Origin of the sequence: Streptomyces arenae (assembly GCF_022343545.1) — a bacterium.
Taxonomy (GTDB): Bacteria; Actinomycetota; Actinomycetes; order Streptomycetales; family Streptomycetaceae; genus Streptomyces; species Streptomyces humi.
On the sequence record NZ_JAKQYH010000070.1, the window covers coordinates 16,002 to 32,624 of the forward strand.

At 71.4% G+C, this 16,623-nt stretch carries 14 protein-coding genes and 1 pseudogene; all 15 read left to right on the plus strand.

From position 1 onward, the window contains the following. Positions 1 to 65 precede the first annotated feature (65 nt). The 15 genes and pseudogenes from MB828_RS33050 (at position 66) to MB828_RS33120 (ending at position 16,621) form a co-directional block, all read left to right on the plus strand. A complete protein-coding gene (locus tag MB828_RS33050) occupies positions 66 to 1,841 on the plus strand; it encodes a hypothetical protein (RefSeq protein ID WP_301651404.1) in 1,776 nt (591 codons plus the stop codon). Next, positions 1,831 to 2,181, plus strand: a complete 351-nt coding sequence (locus MB828_RS33055; protein ID WP_133028877.1) for a hypothetical protein — start codon at positions 1,831 to 1,833, stop codon at positions 2,179 to 2,181. The genes MB828_RS33050 and MB828_RS33055 overlap by 11 nt, the downstream gene beginning before the upstream one ends. 610 nt (positions 2,182 to 2,791) lie before the next feature. After that, positions 2,792 to 3,469, plus strand: a complete 678-nt coding sequence (locus tag MB828_RS33060; RefSeq protein ID WP_301651405.1) for a hypothetical protein — start codon at positions 2,792 to 2,794, stop codon at positions 3,467 to 3,469. Between the two features lie 369 nt (positions 3,470 to 3,838). Continuing rightward, positions 3,839 to 4,558, plus strand: a complete 720-nt coding sequence (locus MB828_RS33065; protein WP_301651406.1) for a DUF2637 domain-containing protein — start codon at positions 3,839 to 3,841, stop codon at positions 4,556 to 4,558. Between the two features lie 210 nt (positions 4,559 to 4,768). Beyond that, positions 4,769 to 6,280, plus strand: a complete 1,512-nt coding sequence (locus MB828_RS33070; protein ID WP_301651407.1) for an aldehyde dehydrogenase family protein — start codon at positions 4,769 to 4,771, stop codon at positions 6,278 to 6,280. 68 nt (positions 6,281 to 6,348) lie between these two features. Beyond that, entirely contained in the window at positions 6,349 to 7,878 is a 1,530-nt protein-coding gene (locus MB828_RS33075) for a GMC family oxidoreductase (protein ID WP_301651408.1), read from the plus strand. Further along, positions 7,878 to 9,003: pseudogene (locus tag MB828_RS33080) on the plus strand (quaternary amine ABC transporter ATP-binding protein); the annotation flags it as partial. The gene MB828_RS33075 and the pseudogene MB828_RS33080, both read left to right, overlap by 1 nt. Positions 9,004 to 9,511: 508 nt before the next feature. Further along, the gene (locus MB828_RS33085; protein ID WP_301651409.1) at positions 9,512 to 11,446 is read left to right on the plus strand and encodes an ABC transporter permease; all 1,935 of its coding nucleotides are present in this window, start codon (positions 9,512 to 9,514) and stop codon (positions 11,444 to 11,446) included. Between the two features lie 2 nt (positions 11,447 to 11,448). Next, positions 11,449 to 12,399, plus strand: coding sequence for an ABC transporter substrate-binding protein (locus tag MB828_RS33090; RefSeq protein WP_133028882.1), 951 nt, complete (start codon positions 11,449 to 11,451; stop codon positions 12,397 to 12,399). 106 nt (positions 12,400 to 12,505) lie between these two features. Then, positions 12,506 to 13,372, plus strand: coding sequence for a tyrosinase family protein (locus MB828_RS33095; RefSeq protein WP_301651410.1), 867 nt, complete (start codon positions 12,506 to 12,508; stop codon positions 13,370 to 13,372). Positions 13,373 to 13,495: 123 nt separating this feature from the next. Next, the gene (locus tag MB828_RS33100) at positions 13,496 to 14,908 is read left to right on the plus strand and encodes a condensation domain-containing protein (protein ID WP_301651411.1); all 1,413 of its coding nucleotides are present in this window, start codon (positions 13,496 to 13,498) and stop codon (positions 14,906 to 14,908) included. Positions 14,909 to 15,060: 152 nt separating this feature from the next. Beyond that, positions 15,061 to 15,306: a hypothetical protein gene (locus MB828_RS33105; protein ID WP_301651412.1), complete on the plus strand. Its 246-nt coding sequence runs from the start codon at positions 15,061 to 15,063 to the stop codon at positions 15,304 to 15,306. Between the two features lie 36 nt (positions 15,307 to 15,342). Next, positions 15,343 to 15,720: a hypothetical protein gene (locus tag MB828_RS33110; protein ID WP_301651413.1), complete on the plus strand. Its 378-nt coding sequence runs from the start codon at positions 15,343 to 15,345 to the stop codon at positions 15,718 to 15,720. 131 nt (positions 15,721 to 15,851) lie between these two features. Continuing rightward, on the plus strand, positions 15,852 to 16,112 hold the full coding sequence (locus MB828_RS33115; RefSeq protein WP_301651414.1) for a hypothetical protein: 261 nt from the start codon (positions 15,852 to 15,854) through the stop codon (positions 16,110 to 16,112). Positions 16,113 to 16,276: 164 nt separating this feature from the next. After that, entirely contained in the window at positions 16,277 to 16,621 is a 345-nt protein-coding gene (locus MB828_RS33120) for a hypothetical protein (protein WP_301651415.1), read from the plus strand. The last annotated feature ends 2 nt before the right edge of the window (positions 16,622 to 16,623 follow it).

The following is a 16,623-nucleotide window of genomic DNA, read 5'->3' on the forward strand; positions in this document are numbered from 1 at the left end:
CCCCTATGCTGATGGCCTGTCAACTCGCCGTCTAGCAACGCACACCACACGCATCGGGGGATCGCGTGAGCACTGCTTACGTGCCACAGCAGCCGCAACACCCGCAGCAGCCGCAGCCTTCGGGACCGGCCGGGGCGCCGCCCGCACTGCCGCCCACACCGCCGTACGCCAGCGAGGCCACCCGGCTGCTGTGCGCGGGAACCTATCTGGACTCCGGCTACCGGGACCGGGTCATCGAGGAACTCCAGCTCAACGAGCAGCGGATCGCGGCCCCCTCGCTCGGCTTCGACGCGGCCCGCGTCCTCGCCCACGCGCTGCGCGCCCGCCGCCAGGAACTGCTCTGGGCCGCCGCGATACTCGGGCTGTGGGCGGTCGGGCTGCCGCTCAGCGGCTGGCTGCTCGCGTTCTTCCTGCTGCCCAGCATCGCGCTCGCCGTGGCCCCCTGGATCGACGGGTTCACCGTGGTGCCCCCGCTGTACCGCCTGATCGCGGCCTTCCTGGTGCGCTGGTGGGGCCGCGTGTTCTTCACGATCGCCCTGGTCCTGACCCTGGTCATCGCCTTCGGCGGCGGCTCGGACGGCGGCTCGTCCTCCGGTTCGTACAACTCGTACGACTCCTACGACAGTTACTCCGGCTCGTCGCCCGGCTGGGGCGACCTGCTCGTCCCCGGCCTCAGTGACATCGGCGGCCTGGCGAAACCCTGGCACGCCTGGCTGGCGCTCGCCGCGCTGGCCGGCATCGCCCTGTGCGAGCACGCCCAGCGCACCCGGTTCACCCGGGTACTGGCCGCCGAACTCTCCCCGCAGCGCTTCCCGGACGCGGCCAACGACCCCGCCGAGAAGGCGGAGAACCCGCGCTTCCAGCGGCTCAAGCAGCGCATCCGGATCGAACAGGACGCGCCGCTGATCATCTACAACGAGGCCGACCCGTTCTGCGGGGCCGGGGCCGCCTACAGCACCTGGGTGCTCGCCGTCGAACTCCGGCGCGACGAACTGAAGAAGGAGCAGCAGCCGATCGGCAACCGGGCGATCCTGGAGCGGATCCGCCCGCTGCTCGAACAGCTGCGCATCCCCGCCGAGTACGCCGGGCACGGCGTCCGCGACCGGCTGCGGCAGCTGGAGATCGACGAGTGCGTGTTCCTGCCCGCCGAGGGGCTGCCCAGCCGGGACCAGGCGCCGTACACCGCACAGGCCTTCGAGGAGCACCGGGCGCGGGCCGTCGAGGAGGGCGGTGAGAAGCGCAGGCACTTCCTGCGCATCCGCGTCGGCGGCTGGGAGGAGGAACTCGTCGTCACGGTGTTCGTGCGCCTCCACACCCAGGGCCGGATGCTCGTGCTGGAGGTCGCCCCGCACGTCCTGACGCCGGTCCGCGCGGACTTCAAGGACGCCGACCGCACCGCCCACCGGTTCCGGAACAACAACTGGGTCGGCAAGTCGGCCGCCGCGGTGGTCCGGGTCCCCGGCTCCGTGGGCCGTTCCCTCGCCCAGCTGGCCCGGGGCGCGGTGTACGTGTGGCGGCTGCTGACCGGCGGCCACGCGGGCGCGCTGCCCGAAGGGCCGGCGCTGTCCGTGCGCGAACTGGGCGCGGTGGACGTCGGCTCCCACTTCCAGGAGATGGACGTGGTCCGCTACCTGCGCAGCATCCAGGACCGGGTGGCGCACGGGGTACGGGCCGCGCTCGCCGAAGCCGGGTACGAGACCGGCGAGTTCGTCCAGAAGATCGTCAATGTCAGCAACGACGTGAGCATCGGCCGCGTCGAGAACTCCACGTTCGCGGTCGGCAGCCACGCCACCGCGTCCGGCGCCGCGCAGCAGAAGGGGGCCGACAGCAATGGCCAGTGAGGAACCGCGGGTCACCATGGGGAACGTGTCCGGGAGCACGTTCGCCATCGGTAGCCACGCACACGCCGAGAGCCACCACCACGGGGCCGGCGGCTCCGGGACCGACGAGGAACTCCTGGCCGCCGTACGGGATCTGCGCGCCGACCTGGCGCGGGTGCGGGGCACGGAGCAGACGGCCGCGCTGGGCACGGCGCTCGCCGAGACCGAGGACGAGATCACCAGCACGGGGCAGGCGGGGCCCACCCGCCGGGAGCGTCTGCGGGAGCTGCTCGCCGACTCCCAGGCGCTGCTGAGCGTGCTGGCCTCGGCGGGCGCCCTGGCCGGCCTGCTGGGGATGTGAGAGGGCGACGATGAGCAACGGGGGCACGGGCCACTGGAACGAGGCCACACAGCGCTGGGAGGACGACACCGCCCACCCTGCCGCCACGCCGCCCACCCCGCCACCGGTCCCGGCGCACCGGCCCCCGGCGACACCGGCCGCCCCGGCCGACTGGTGGACGGGCCCGAGGGACACCTGGGCGACCACGGCCGTAGGGCCCCCGCCGCGACGACCGGACACACCACCGGCCCAGCCCCCGCAAACGGGCCCGGCACACCCGTCGTCACCGGACCCAACCCACCCCCCGACAGCCACCCCGCCCCACCCCCTGACACCGGAACCGCCCCACCCGGCCCCGGTCCAGCTGACGAAGGTGCCGGGGACACCGGTACCCGACTGGCCGCCCGTGGCCGACGGACCAGCTGCGCCGGCCACCGCCCACGCAACCCCTCTGCCGCCCGTTTCCGACGCGTCCGTTCCTCTGCCGCCCGATGCCGGTCCCTCCGGTCAGGAAACGGCCCCGCTGTTCTCTGCGGACGGGGCCGGCTGGCGGCATGCGGCGCCGATACCTCCTCGGCCGCCTGCCGTGGGTGCGGGTGGGCGGGGGCCCAGTCGGCGGGTGGTGTGGTCCGTGGTCGTCGGGGCCGCCGCCGTGGGCGTGGCCGTGAGCCTGGTGGCGACCCTGGTGGTCGGCAAGGGCGACGGTGACAAGCCCGCCGCGGCCGCCGCCTCCGTCAGCCCGAAACGTTCCGCCCCTCCGACGCCGTCGCCGTCGCCGACCTCCGCGTCCCCCACGGAGTCCGCCTCCGCGCCCCCGGCGGGGTACCGGCTGCGGCAGGACACCGAGGGCTTCCGGATCGCCGTCCCCGAAGGCTGGACGCGCTCCAGCGTCGCCTCCTCGTACGGCTTCGCCGTGGTCAGCTACCGCAGCCCCGACCGCGAGCACCGGCTGCAGGTCTACCAGGTCGCCGAGAGCACCCCGGCCGCCTCCTTCGAGCTCTACCTCTCCGACCAGACCCCCAAGCCGGCCGGTTTCCAGGAACTCGGCCTGACCACCCTCGACGACGGGGAGTTCACCGGCTCCCGCATGGAGTACCTGGCCGGCACCATCAAGGGGGAGCCGGACGTCGGCACCTGGCACGTCGTCGACGAGCGGTTCTTCGGCCAGGACGGCAGGGTCTACGCCGTCGCCTCGTACGGCCCGGACTCCGACGGCCGTGACGACGAACTGACCTACCTGACGACCGCGGTCGACTGGTTCTGCCCGCCGGACACGGTCTGTGACGCCCACCCCTTCGACACGGACTGACCCGGTCACATCGTCCTTCATTTCATTCTGCGTATTCACGGAATGTAACCGCCCGCATATTCACAATTTCTCATGCCGGGCGGCCGCAGGTATTCAATAGGTTCTCTTCCGGGTGACGCGAATTCCCCCGAACGCCCCAAATCCCGTTCCGCGCGCCGGTCGTTAGGTGACCGTGACGCGATTGGACTGGCGCATCGCCGAAGATCACCCGACGACCGTACTCCGCTGGCCCGGAAGTATGGATATCACCTCATGCTCGGACCTGCTCGATGATTTCCTGAAGAGAATCAATGCTATGGAAACTGAATATCGACGGACGTTGGCGGATCTGTACGGGGCGGCCTGAAGCAGCGTGTGGAGGTTTATCCGATGGACGGGATTCAGCATGACACCGGCCTCTATGACAACACGGGTCTCTACGACCACCCAGGCCTGTACGACCACAGCGGTCTCTATGAGCACGCCGGTCTCTACGACCATTCCTGGGGCGCGCCGGAACCCGACGTCGCCCCGAACGACTGGGATCCGGTCGAGGAGCTGGCCCAGATGCTGTCCGCACCGGCCGGGGTGAGTGCGGCCACCACCCTGCTGGACGTGCCGGCCCCGCGCAGGTCCAGCCGCCGCCGGGTCCGGCAGGACTCCCACCTGCTGGACGGCGGCCGCCGCGTCACCCACATCACCCTGCTGATCGTCGCCGTGTCGGTGTGCGCGGTCTGCATGCTGGCGTGGTCGGTCTGCTACTCCTACGGGCAGCTGCGCGGCATCGCCTCGTCCGTGCTGCCCGTGCGACTCGCGCTCTACTGGCCGCTGACGGTGTACGGACCGTGGTTCGTGGCCGCGCTCTCCGTGCTGCGGGCCACCGCTCAGCGGCGCAGCGCGCGCCGGTCCTGGTGCGTGGTGCTGGCGGCCTCCCTCATGGCGGTGGCGCTGTGTGTCAGCCACTCGTCGCACGCGCTGTTGTCGTTAGTGATCTTCGGGATCCCGCCCGTCACCGCACTGGTGTGCTTCTGGGAGCTCGTCGGTCAGATCTCGACCAAGACCCGCCCCCGGCACGCCTCCCACGGCGAACCGTCCGGCGCAAAGGCCTGACTCAGGGGCCGAACGACGCCGTTCCGACGCCGTTCCGGCGCCATCCTGAACCCGTTTCGACCCGCTTTGTCCGTTTGTTCAGTGATGCGGCGCACTTTCGGCCACCGATTGCGCATGCAATCCGAGTCCTTGGGCAGGCGGTGACGGTCCCCGAGTGTGACCTCAGGGTCACACAGGGGTACTGACCAGGAACGGAAGGCAATACCGATCATGGCGGACCGAACCGCACGAGCGACCATCCAGGTCGGAGGCGAGTGGCTGGAAGCCGCCTCCGGCGCGACACGCGAGATCATCGACCCTGCGGACGGCCTGCCCTTCGCCGTGGTCGCCGAGGGCGACGAGAAGGACGCGGAGTCGGCGGTGGCCGCCGCCCGCCGTGCCTTCGACACCGGCGACTGGCCCCGCACCCCCGTCGCCGAGCGCGCCGACCTGCTCCGCCGGGTGGCCGGCCTGCTCGTCCGCGACCGCGAGGAACTCGGCCTGCTGGAGAGCCGGGACGCCGGCAAGACCGTCGAGGAGGGCCGCGTCGACATCGACTGCGTCGCCGACGCCTTCCGTTACTTCGCCGACCTGGTGGCGGCGGAGGGCGCGGGCCGCGTGGTGGACGCCGGCTCGCCCGACGTCCACAGCGTCGTCGTGCACGAGCCGGTCGGCGTCTGCGCCCTGATCACCCCCTGGAACTACCCGCTGCTCCAGGCCAGCTGGAAGATCGCCCCGGCGCTCGCGGCCGGCAACACGTTCGTGGTCAAGCCGAGCGAGATCACCCCGCTGACCACCGTCGCCCTGATCGGCCTGCTGGCCGAGGCCGGACTGCCGGCCGGCGTCGCGAACCTCGTCACGGGCCCCGGGCACAGCGTGGGCGCCCGCCTCGCCGAGCACCCCGACGTCGACCTGGTCTCCTTCACCGGCGGCCTGGTCAGCGGGGTCAAGGTCGCCCAGGCCGCGGCACCCACCGTCAAGAAGGTCGCGCTCGAACTCGGCGGCAAGAACCCCAACGTCGTCTTCGCCGACGCCTGTGCCACGGACGAGGGCTTCGACACCGCCGTCGACCAGGCCCTGAACGCCGCGTTCATCCACAGCGGCCAGGTCTGCTCGGCCGGCGCCCGCCTGATCGTCGAGGAACCTCTGCGGGAACGTTTCGTCGCCGAACTCGCCCGGCGGGCGGCGAAGATCCGCCTCGGCCGGGGCACCGTGGACGGCGTCGAGTGCGGCCCGCTCGTCTCCGAGCAGCAGCGCGCCAAGGTCGAGGCGTACGTGGCGTCCGCGCTCGCGGAGGGCGCGGTGCTGCGCTCCGGCGGCAAGCGGCCCGAGCCGTCCCCCGACCGGCCCGCCACCGGCTACTTCTACGAGCCGACCGTCCTCGACCAGTGCCATCGCGAGATGAAGGTGGTGCGTGAGGAGGTCTTCGGACCGGTCCTCACCGTCGAGACCTTCCGCACCGAGGACGAGGCGGTCGCCCTCGCCAACGACACCGAGTACGGCCTCGCGGGCGCCGTCTGGAGCACGGACGCCGGAAAGGCCCGCCGGGTCGCGGGCCGGCTGCGCCACGGCACCGTCTGGATCAACGACTTCCACCCCTACCTCCCGCAGGCGGAGTGGGGCGGCTTCGGAAAGAGCGGCACCGGCCGCGAGCTGGGCCCCGCCGGTCTCGCCGAGTACCGCGAGACCAAGCACGTCTACCAGAACCTCGCGCCGCGGCCAGTGCGCTGGTTCGCCGGCTGAACTCCCACAACGCCCAGCCGGCGAACCCCCTGCGACCCGTTCTCCCACCCCCCAGGAGTAACCACCCCATGGCCGATCACACCCAGGAATTCGACTACGTCTTGATAGGCGGCGGAACCGCTGGTTCCGTCATCGCCTCCCGCCTCACCGAGAACCCGGACGTCACCGTCGCCGTGATCGAGGGCGGCCCCAGTGATGTCGGCCGCGACGACGTCCTCACCCTGCGCCGCTGGATGGGCCTGCTCGGCGGCGAACTGGACTACGACTACCCGACCACCGAGCAGCCGCGGGGCAACTCCCACATCCGGCACAGCCGCGCCCGCGTCCTCGGCGGCTGTTCCTCGCACAACACGCTGATCGCCTTCAAGCCGCTGCCCTCCGACTGGGACGAGTGGGAGGCGGCCGGGGCCAAGGGCTGGGGCGCGGTCCCGATGGAGGCCTACTACGCCCGCCTCCTCAACAACATCGTCCCGGTCGACGAGAAGGACCGGAACGCCATCGCCCGCGACTTCGTCGACGCCGCGCAGACCGCGCTGGGCGTCCCGCGCGTCGAGGGCTTCAACCGCAAGCCGTTCACCGAGGGCGTCGGCTTCTTCGACCTCGCCTACCACCCCGAGGACAACAAGCGGTCCAGCGCCTCGGTCGCCTACCTGCACCCGGTCATGGACGAGCGTCCCAACCTCCATCTCTTCCTGGAGACCTGGGCCCACCGGCTGGAACTGGACGGCACCCGCGCCGACGGCGTCCACGTGCGCACCAAGGACGGCGAGGAACTGCTGATACGAGCCCGCGAGGAGGTCGTCCTGTGCGCCGGCGCCGTCGACTCCCCGCGTCTGCTCCTGCACTCGGGCATCGGCCGCCGGGCGGACCTGGAGGCGCTCGGCATCCCGGTCGCGCTGGACCTTCCGGGCGTCGGCGAGAACCTGCTCGACCACCCCGAGTCGGTGATCGTCTGGGAGACCGAAGGACCGATCCCGGAGAACTCCGCGATGGACTCCGACGCGGGCCTGTTCGTGCGCCGGGACCCCGAACACCCGGGCCCCGACCTGATGTTCCACTTCTACCAGGTCCCGTTCACGGACAACCCGGAACGGCTGGGCTACGAACGCCCCGCGCACGGCGTCTCGATGACCCCGAACATCCCCAAGCCGCGCAGCCGCGGCCGGCTCTACCTGACCAGCGCCGACCCGTCCGTGAAGCCCGCGCTGGACTTCCGCTACTTCACCGACGAGGACGACTACGACGGCCGCACCCTCGTCGACGGCATCCGGATCGCCCGCGAGATCGCGCGGACCGAACCGCTGGCCGGCTGGCTCAAGCGCGAGGTCTGCCCCGGGCCCGGGATCGTCGGCGACGCCGAACTGAGCGAGTACGCCCGCAAGGTCGCGCACACCGTGTACCACCCGGCGGGCACCTGCCGGATGGGCGCGACCGACGACGAACTGGCCGTCGTCGACCCTGAGTTGCGCGTCCGCGGACTGGACGGCCTCCGGATCGCCGACGCCTCCGTCTTCCCGACCATGCCGGCCGTGAACCCGATGATCGGAGTGCTGATGGTCGGTGAGCGGGCCGTGGACCTGCTGAAGGGCGGTGCGTGATGAACAGCACGACCAACGGGACGACCAACAGTACGACCCAGACCCAGACCCAGACCCCAACCCAGCCCCAGACCAACAGCCAGACCCCGTCTCCGAACCCCGTCTTCTCCGTCGACGGACTGTGGAAGGTGTTCGGCCCCAAGGCCGAGCGCGTGCCCGGGGACCCTGAACTGACCGGGCTGCCGCCCGCCGAGCTCCGCTCCCGCACCGGCTGTACGGCCGCCGTCCGCGACGTCTCCTTCGACGTGCGCAAGGGCGAGGTCTTCGTGGTGATGGGTCTGTCGGGCTCGGGCAAGTCGACCCTGGTGCGCTGCCTGACCCGGCTCATCGAGCCGACCGCCGGCACGATCGCCATCGACGGCGAGGACGTCCGGGCGATGGACCGGGGCCGGCTGCGTGAGCTGCGCAGGCACCGGGCCGCGATGGTCTTCCAGCACTTCGGGCTCCTTCCGCACCGGTCCGTCCTCGACAACGTGGCGTACGGCCTGGAGATCCAGGGCGTCGGCAGGGCCGAGCGGCGGGAACGGGCCGCGGAGGTCGTCGCCAAGGTCGGCCTGGAGGGCATGGAGCAGCGCCGGCCCGGTCAGCTGTCCGGCGGGCAGCGCCAACGTGTCGGTCTGGCGCGGGCGTTGGCCGTCGACCCGGAGGTCCTCCTCTTCGACGAGCCGTTCAGCGCGCTGGACCCGTTGATCCGGCGGGACATGCAGGAGGAGGTCGTGCGCCTGCACCGTGAGGAGGGCCGCACGATGGTCTTCATCACCCATGACCTGTCGGAGGCGCTGAAGCTCGGTGACCGCATCGCCCTGATGCGCGACGGGCGGGTGGTCCAGCTGGGCACTCCGGAGGAGATCGTCGGCTCCCCGGCCGACGACTACGTCCGCGAGTTCGTCCGGGACGTGCCGCGCGAGCAGGTGATGACGGTGCGGCGTGCGATGCGGGCCGCGGGGGCGGGGGAGACCGAGGAGGGGCCGGTGGTCAGCCCCGGCGCGACGGTCGCCGAGGCCATCGACGTGGTCGCGGGGGCGGGGACCGCGGCGCGGGTCGTGGAAGGCGAACGGTGCGTCGGGATCGTGGACGCCGACGCGTTGCTCGGGGTCGTGGCGAAGAACGATGCGGGCAGTGCTTCGGCCGCGGCCGAGCGGGGGCCGGTCGCGCAGTTCCCCGCGCCCCTGAGCGAGAACCCGCACCGCCCACCGACAAGCCCCCCACCCCCAGCCACCCCAACCCCCGCTCCGACGGACACCACCCCAGCCTCCGCCCCCGCGGATGCCCACCCGGCTCCCGCCCCGGCGGATGTCCGCCCGGCTCCCGCCTCCGCGGATGCCCGTCCGGCTCCCGCCCCGGCGGATGTCCGCCCGGCTCCCGCCTCCGCGGATGACCGTCCGGCTCCCGCCCCGGCGGATGCCCGCCCGGCTCCCGCCCCGGCGGATGACCGTCCGGCTCCCGCCCCGGCGGATGCCCGCCCGGCCTCCGCCTCCGCGGACGCTCACCCGGCCTCCGCCCCGGCCTCCGGCGATGGCGGTTCAGTTGCGGGTAGTCGTGCCGGTGGGGCGGCGCGGGTGGGCGCGGCGGCGGCACGTGAGCGCGGGCAGGTGCAACCCCCTGCTCCTCGCACCAGTCCGGAGGGTGTCTGATGGCTACGGTCAGTGTCCCTGCCCTCCGGCGGCCGGCCCTGCCCGCCAGCCAGGCCGTCCGCAAGCTGCTCGTGCTGGCCGTGGTCGCCGCCGTCCTCGTGCCGTTCGCCACCGCCCGCTGGACGTCCGCCGCCTGGCCGCACGGCCTCACCGTCGATCTCACCAAGCCGCTGGCCTCCGCCAGCGACTGGGTCATCGACAACCGTGACACCCACCCCCTCTTCCTCTACTTCTTCGGCTACATCAGCAACGCCGTCGTCCTCACCGTCCGCGCCGTCTACCTCACCCTCCTCGCCGCCGGCTGGCCCGGCGTCACCGTGCTCGCCGCCGCGGTCGCGCACCGCGTCGCCGGTGCCAGGCTCGCCGCCGGCACGGCCGTCGCGTTCCTGGCCTGCGGTGCCCTCGGCATGTGGGTGCCGACGATGCAGACCCTCGCGCTGATGGTCGTGGCCGTGCTGGCGTCCGTCGCCGTGGGCCTCGTCCTCGGCCTCGGCGCCGGCCTCTCCGACCGGCTGCACCGCGCCCTGCGCCCCGTCCTTGACACCATGCAGGTGCTGCCGGCCTTCGCGTACCTCCTTCCCGTCGTCCTGGTCTTCGGCATCGGCGTCCCGGCGGCCGTCCTCGCCACCGTCGTCTACGCCGCCCCGCCGATGGCCCGCCTCACCGCCCTCGGCCTGCGCGGCGCCGACCCCGAGGTCCTGGAGGCCGTGGAGTCGCTGGGCGCCACCCCCCGCCAGCGGCTGCTGACCGCCCGGATCCCGCTGGCCCGCAAGGAACTCCTGCTCGGCCTCAACCAGACGATCATGATGGCGCTGTCGATGGCGGTCATCGCCTCCGTCATCGGCGCCGGCGGCCTCGGTGACCGGGTCTACCAGGCGCTCGCCTCGGTCGACGTGGGCGCGGCGCTCGCGGCCGGCATCCCGATCGTCCTGCTGGCGGTCGTACTGGACCGCATCACCGCCGCGGCGGGAGAGCGCGGAGACAGCCGTAAGCCTGCCGCCGGTCTGGCCTACGCCCTCGGCGCGACCGTCGCCGTCGCGCTCGCCGCCCGGCTCCTCGGACGCCTGGACTGGCCCGCCTCCTGGACCCTGGACTTCGCCCAGCCCGTCAACCGGGCCGTGGACTGGATGACCGCCCATCTGTACTCGGGCGTGCCGGTCGTCGGCGGCACCGCCGACTGGGCGGGGCACTTCACCACCTGGGTGCTGGACCCGCTCCGCGACGGGCTGCAGTGGCTGCCCTGGTGGTCGGTGCTGCTGATCGTCGGCGCCCTGGCATGGCTGATCGGCACCTGGCGCACCGCGCTCACCGCCGTCCTCGCGATGGCCGCGATCGGTGTGCTGGGAGTGTGGGAGCCGTCGCTCGACACCCTCTCGCAGGTGCTGGCGGCCGTCGCCGTCACCCTCGTGCTCGGCTTCGCCACCGGCGTCGCCGCCGCCCGCAGCGACCGCGTGGAACGCGCCCTGCGTCCGGTGCTGGACGTCTTCCAGACGATGCCGCAGTTCGTGTACCTGATCCCGGTGGTCGCCCTGTTCGGGGTCGGCCGCGCCCCGGCCGTCGCCGCCGCCGTCGTCTACGCGCTGCCGGCCGTCGTACGGATCACCGCGCAGGGGCTGCGCCAGGTGGACCCGGCCGCCCTGGAGTCCGCGCGGTCGCTGGGCGCGACCGGCCGCCAGCAGCTGACGCAGGTCCAGCTGCCGCTCGCCCGGCCCGCGTTGCTGCTCGCCGTGAACCAGGGCGTGGTGCTGGTCCTCGCCGTCGTCATCATCGGCGGACTGGTGGGCGGCGGCGCCCTCGGTTACGACGTCGCCTTCGGCCTCGCCCAGGGCGACCTGGCGACCGGTCTGGTGGCCGGCGCCGCCATCGTCTGCCTGGGGCTGATGCTCGACCGGGTCACCCAGCCCACGGAACGCCGTACCGGGAAGGGAGCGTGACCATGCGCCGTACCCCTGTGATCGCCGCCTCCTGCGTGCTGGTCCTCACGACCGGCTGCGGTGCCGCCGACATGACTAAACAGGCCTCGCCGTTCGCCAACGCCCAGGGCGCGAAGTCGCTGACCCTGTCCGTGCAGTCCTGGGTCGGCGCGCAGTCCAACGTCGCCGTCGCCCAGTACCTGCTGGAGCACGAGCTCGGCTACCGGGTGGACACCGTGCAGGTCGACGAGGTCCCGGCGTGGGACGCGCTCAGCCAGGGCCGCGTCGACGCGATCCTGGAGGACTGGGGCCACCCGGACCAGGAGAAGCGGTACGTCGACGACAAGAAGACCATCGCGCGGGCTGGCGGCCTCGGGGTCACCGGGCACATCGGCTGGTTCGTGCCGACCTATCTCGTCAAGCAGCATCCCGACATCACGGACTGGAAGAACCTGAACAAGTACGCCTCGCTGTTCCGCACCGCGGAGAGCGGCGGCAAGGGGCAGTTGCTGGACGGCTCACCGTCGTACGTCACCAACGACAAGGCGCTGGTGAGCAACCTGAAGCTGGACTACCAGGTCGTCTTCGCCGGGTCCGAGGCCGCCCAGATCACCCAGATCAAGCAGTTCGCCAAGGAGAAGAAGCCCTTCCTGACCTACTGGTACGCGCCGCAGTGGCTGTTCAAGAAGGTGCCGATGACCGAGGTGAGACTGCCCGCCTACAAGGAGGGCTGTGACGCCGACGCGGCCAAGGTCGCCTGCGCCTATCCGCACACCCCGCTCCAGAAGTACCTCAACGCGGACTTCGCGCGGAGCGGTGGCAGGGCGGCGGCCTTCCTGAAGAAGTTCAGGTGGACGACGGAGGACCAGGACCAGGTCTCCCTGATGATCGCCGAGCAGAAGCTGAGCCCCGAGGAGGCCGCGAAGAAGTGGGTGGACGCCCACCCCGGCGTGTGGAAGCGGTGGTTGTCCTGACCTGACCGCCGGGCGTGGCCACCGCGTCACCGGTCCGGCCGTAGCGCGGTGACCCGAAGGTGTGTCCGGCGGTTACCCCTCCGGCCGATGCCCGAGGGAGGCACACGTGGTCCACGTCCGGAAGAACGTCAACAGACTGACCCGAGCCGAGCGGCGCCGGTTCGTGGGTGCTCTGCTGGAGGTCAAACGCCGCGGCGAGTACGACGAGTTCGTGCGGGTGCACATCGCGCACAACTCCGCCGACCGGGAACACCGGTTGCGCACCGCCCACATGGCGCCGACCTTCCTGCCCTGGCACCGCAAGCTGCTCCTCGAACTGGAGCAGGCGCTGCGCAGGGTGGACGCGTCGGTGACCGTGCCGTACTGGGACTGGACCCGGGACCGGACCCCGAACTCCCCGCCGTGGACCGATGATCTGCTCGGCGGCAACGGACGGCGCTCGGACCGGCAGGTGATGACCGGTCCGTTCGCCTACCGGGCGGGCCACTGGAAGATCACCGAGAACGTGACCGACGTGCACTACCTCACCCGCGACCTCGGCCGGGCCCGCGCGCCGATCCAGCTGCCGACCGAGCGCGACCTGGAATTCGCGCTGGCCGACCCGGTCTACGACAGCTGGCCCTGGAACTCGGCGGTCAGCCGCGGGTTCCGCAACCGGCTGGAGGGCTGGGGGCGGGGCGTGGGCAGCGTCTCCTGGCTGAACCACAACCGGGTCCACCACTGGGTCGGCGGGGTGATGGTGAGCGCCGCCTCCGTCAACGACCCCGTCTTCTGGCTGCACCACTCCTTCGTCGACCTGCTGTGGACCCGCTGGCAGCGACGGCACCCCGGCCACCGGTACCTGCCCGCCAAGCCGCCCGGTACCGGCGACCCGCAGCACGGCCGGGTCGTCGCCCGGTACGAGCGGATGCCCCCCTGGGACGTCACACCGGCCCAACTGGAGGACGTGAGCGGGATCTACAGGTACGAGTGAGGCGGGGCGCTCGTCCGTTCGAGATGTCACACGTCCCGCTGAAACGGCGGCGACACACCGGCCATCGCGCGCGTACGGCGTCACCTTGATGAAGCTGGTGTCTTCTGCGAAGGAGACGCCACCGTGCGAATTTCTGACATCCAGCGTTGCGAAATCCGGCCGGGACGGCTCGTCGAGTGGAGGTTCAGCCCGGTGACCATCGCGGCCGCGGCAGCGCTGCCACCGGATCCGAGGCCGCCGGCGTACATCCAGGAGTCGCACATCAGGACGGCCCGGTCGGTACGGGAGGACGGACTGTTCGTACCGACCTGGCTCGGTGCGGCGTTCGACCTGCCCGGCCGGGTCGATCTCGACGCGCTGGAGCGGGCGTTGTGCGACTGGACGCTCCGTCACGAGACGCTGCGCAGCGGTTTCCGGTGGGCCGGTGACGACATGCACCGGTTCACGCTCGACGAGGACGACGTGTCGCTGCACCGCGAGGTGGTCGGCGACTTCACCGACGCGGGGGCGCTGACCCGTTACCTGCAGGATCGGTTCGACGCGGCGGCGGACGCGCTCGGCTGGCCGAACCTCATCTACACGGCGGTCGTACGCGAGGACTCCACCAGCGTCTACATGGCGTTCGACCACACCAACGTCGACGCCTACTCCATCCACCGGCTCCCGGACGAGATCCGCGGCCTGTACGCGGGGGCCGTCACCGGCAGGCCCGTCACCGGTCCCTCGGTGGGGAGTTACGTCGACTTCTGCGAGCAGGAGCGGGCCAACGCGGACGGCATCGACGACACCCACGCGATCGTCGCGCGCTGGCGGGAGTTCATCGCCCGGTGCGGCGGCCGGCTCCCGGAGTTCCCCGTCGACCTCGGTCTGCGGCCCGGCGGCGTGCTGCCCACCCAGAAGCTGGTGTGCGAGCCGCTCGTCGACGCGGACGCGGCCGCCGCGTTCGAGGCATACTGCCGTCCGTACGGCGGCAGTCTGGTGGGCATCCTGGCCGCGACCAGTCTGATCGTCCACGAACTCGGCGGGCAGCCGGTCTACCGCACCGTCGTGCCCTTCCACACCCGGCTGAAGTCCGCGTGGTCGGACTCGGTGGGCTGGTACGTCGGCGGCGCCCCCATCGAGGTGCCCGCGGCGCGTGACCTGGAGGGCGCGCTCGAGACGGTCCGTGCCGAACTGCGGGCCAACCGGTCGCTGGCGCGGATCCCGCTGGCCCGCGTACTGCGGCTGCTGGGCGCCGACTTCAGGCCGACCTCGCCGGACATGTACTCGATCATCTCGTACGTCGACGCCCGCCTCATCCCCGGTGCGGCGGACTGGGCCGAGCAGAAGGCGTACGGGCTGCTGCGGGTGTCGTACGGCGACCAGGTGTGCGCCTGGGTCAACCGGCTGCACGAAGGACTCTGGTTCGCCTGCCGTCACCCGGACACCGACATCGCCTACAAGAACGTGCGGCGCTACGTCGAGAGGCTGCGGGACCTGATCCTCTCGGTGCCCGCCCCGGACCGTCCGCGGGCCACGGAGCTGGCGCTCTCCTGACCCAACTCACCATATCCATAAGGTGATTATGTGCTGCTATGTCACCCTGGGGATGGATGTCCGTTGTGGAAGCCCTTGTCCCGCTACTGCTAGTGTTCACCGAGTCACGCTAGGCAACCAATTCCCTGTATGAGCAAAGGACCGAGGGTTCCATGCGCAAGCTTCAGCAGGTCGTGATCGCAGCAGTGGCGGCGGCCGGTGGACTGTCCGCCGTCGGCGCCACCCCCGCCGTGGCCGACTCCTACGACGGCGGGCCGGCGGTGTCCAACCAGTACCGCCCGTACCAGGAGTGCAGCCCGCAGACGGTGTCCGAGAACGACGTCCCGATCGCCGTGCTCGGCCTCGCCGACACCCTCGACACCACCTGTGGCCAGTACAACCAGGCTTTCGCCGGCTGAGTTCGGCTGGTGCCCTCACGAAGGAAAGCGCATCACATGTTCAGCGGGAAGAAGATCGCGGCCGTCTCGGCGCTCGTCGGCGGCCTCGCCGTGGCCTGTGCCGGCCTCACCTCGGCGTACGCCGCGGCGGGTCCGGGGGCGTGCACCGACGACCTCATGGGCAACCTCACCTGCACCCAGCGGATCAGGGGTGAGGTCCCGGAGGGCAGCACGCCGCCGCACCAGGAGACCTGCAAGCCGGTGCAGCCCGTGCAGCTGCCCGCCGTCCTAGGCCAGGGCACGGAGCGGCTCGGCCCCGAAGTGACCTGTTCCCCCGCGACCGTGGGGGTGGCGCCGGTGGAGAAGGGTGCCGAGGAGCCGGCCACCGGCCCGTTCGGGGTCATGAGCCGGATCCTTCCGGTCGGCGTCCAGTAGCGCTTATACGGCAGACGGGGCCGACGCGCCACACGCCGGGTGCAGATCCCAGGATGACTACTGCGGGTGTGTATATGCTCACATTAAGTAGTCAAGCCGGGCCTTCCAGCCTGGACGAGAAAGGGTCAATCATGCGTAAGTTTCAGCGCGTCGCACTCGTAGCGGCGACGGTTGCGGGGCTCTCCCTCCTCGGTGCCGGGGTCAGCTCCGCCGCCGGTGGCGAGGACGCGCCCCCGCAGATCACCGCCGTGGCCAACTCGACCGCCAACGCCCTGGCCGTCGGTGGCGGTTACTACACCACCCCGCAGGCCGAGCCGCAGGCGCAGCCGCAGGAGCAGGGCAACCCCGGCCCCGAGCAGGGTGGTTACGACGAGAACCAGGGTGGCGAGTAAAGACGCACCCCGCGCGAACTCGGCAGCACGCACCGGTACGGCACTGATCTGCCCTCCGGTGCGCTGAGTGACAACCATGGCGAAGGCAGCCCGGACGCACCCCGACTCCGTCGAGGTCCGCGTCCGGGCTGCGTTGCATTCACCTTCGTAGAGAAAGACATCTCATGTTCACTGCACGCAGGATGGCCACCGTCTCGGGACTCGTCGGAAGCCTCGCCGCGCTCTGCGTCGGCGCCGGGCAGGCCCACGCGGACGGATCCCCGGACGACTGCAGGACCACCGCACAGGGCGGCACCGTCTGCGTCCACAAGAGCGAGAGCCGTCTCGACAAGAACGGCACGCACGTGCTCAAGCAGGCGCAGGACTGCTCGACCTCCGACCGTCCGCAGGTGATGTTCCCGGGGGACCAGCCGGAGGGTGCGGGATCCACCACCGTCGGAGAGGTCGTGGACTGCTCCAACAAGGCCGAGCTGCCCAAGGGCTTCAAGCGGCCGCACATCGAGTTCTGAGC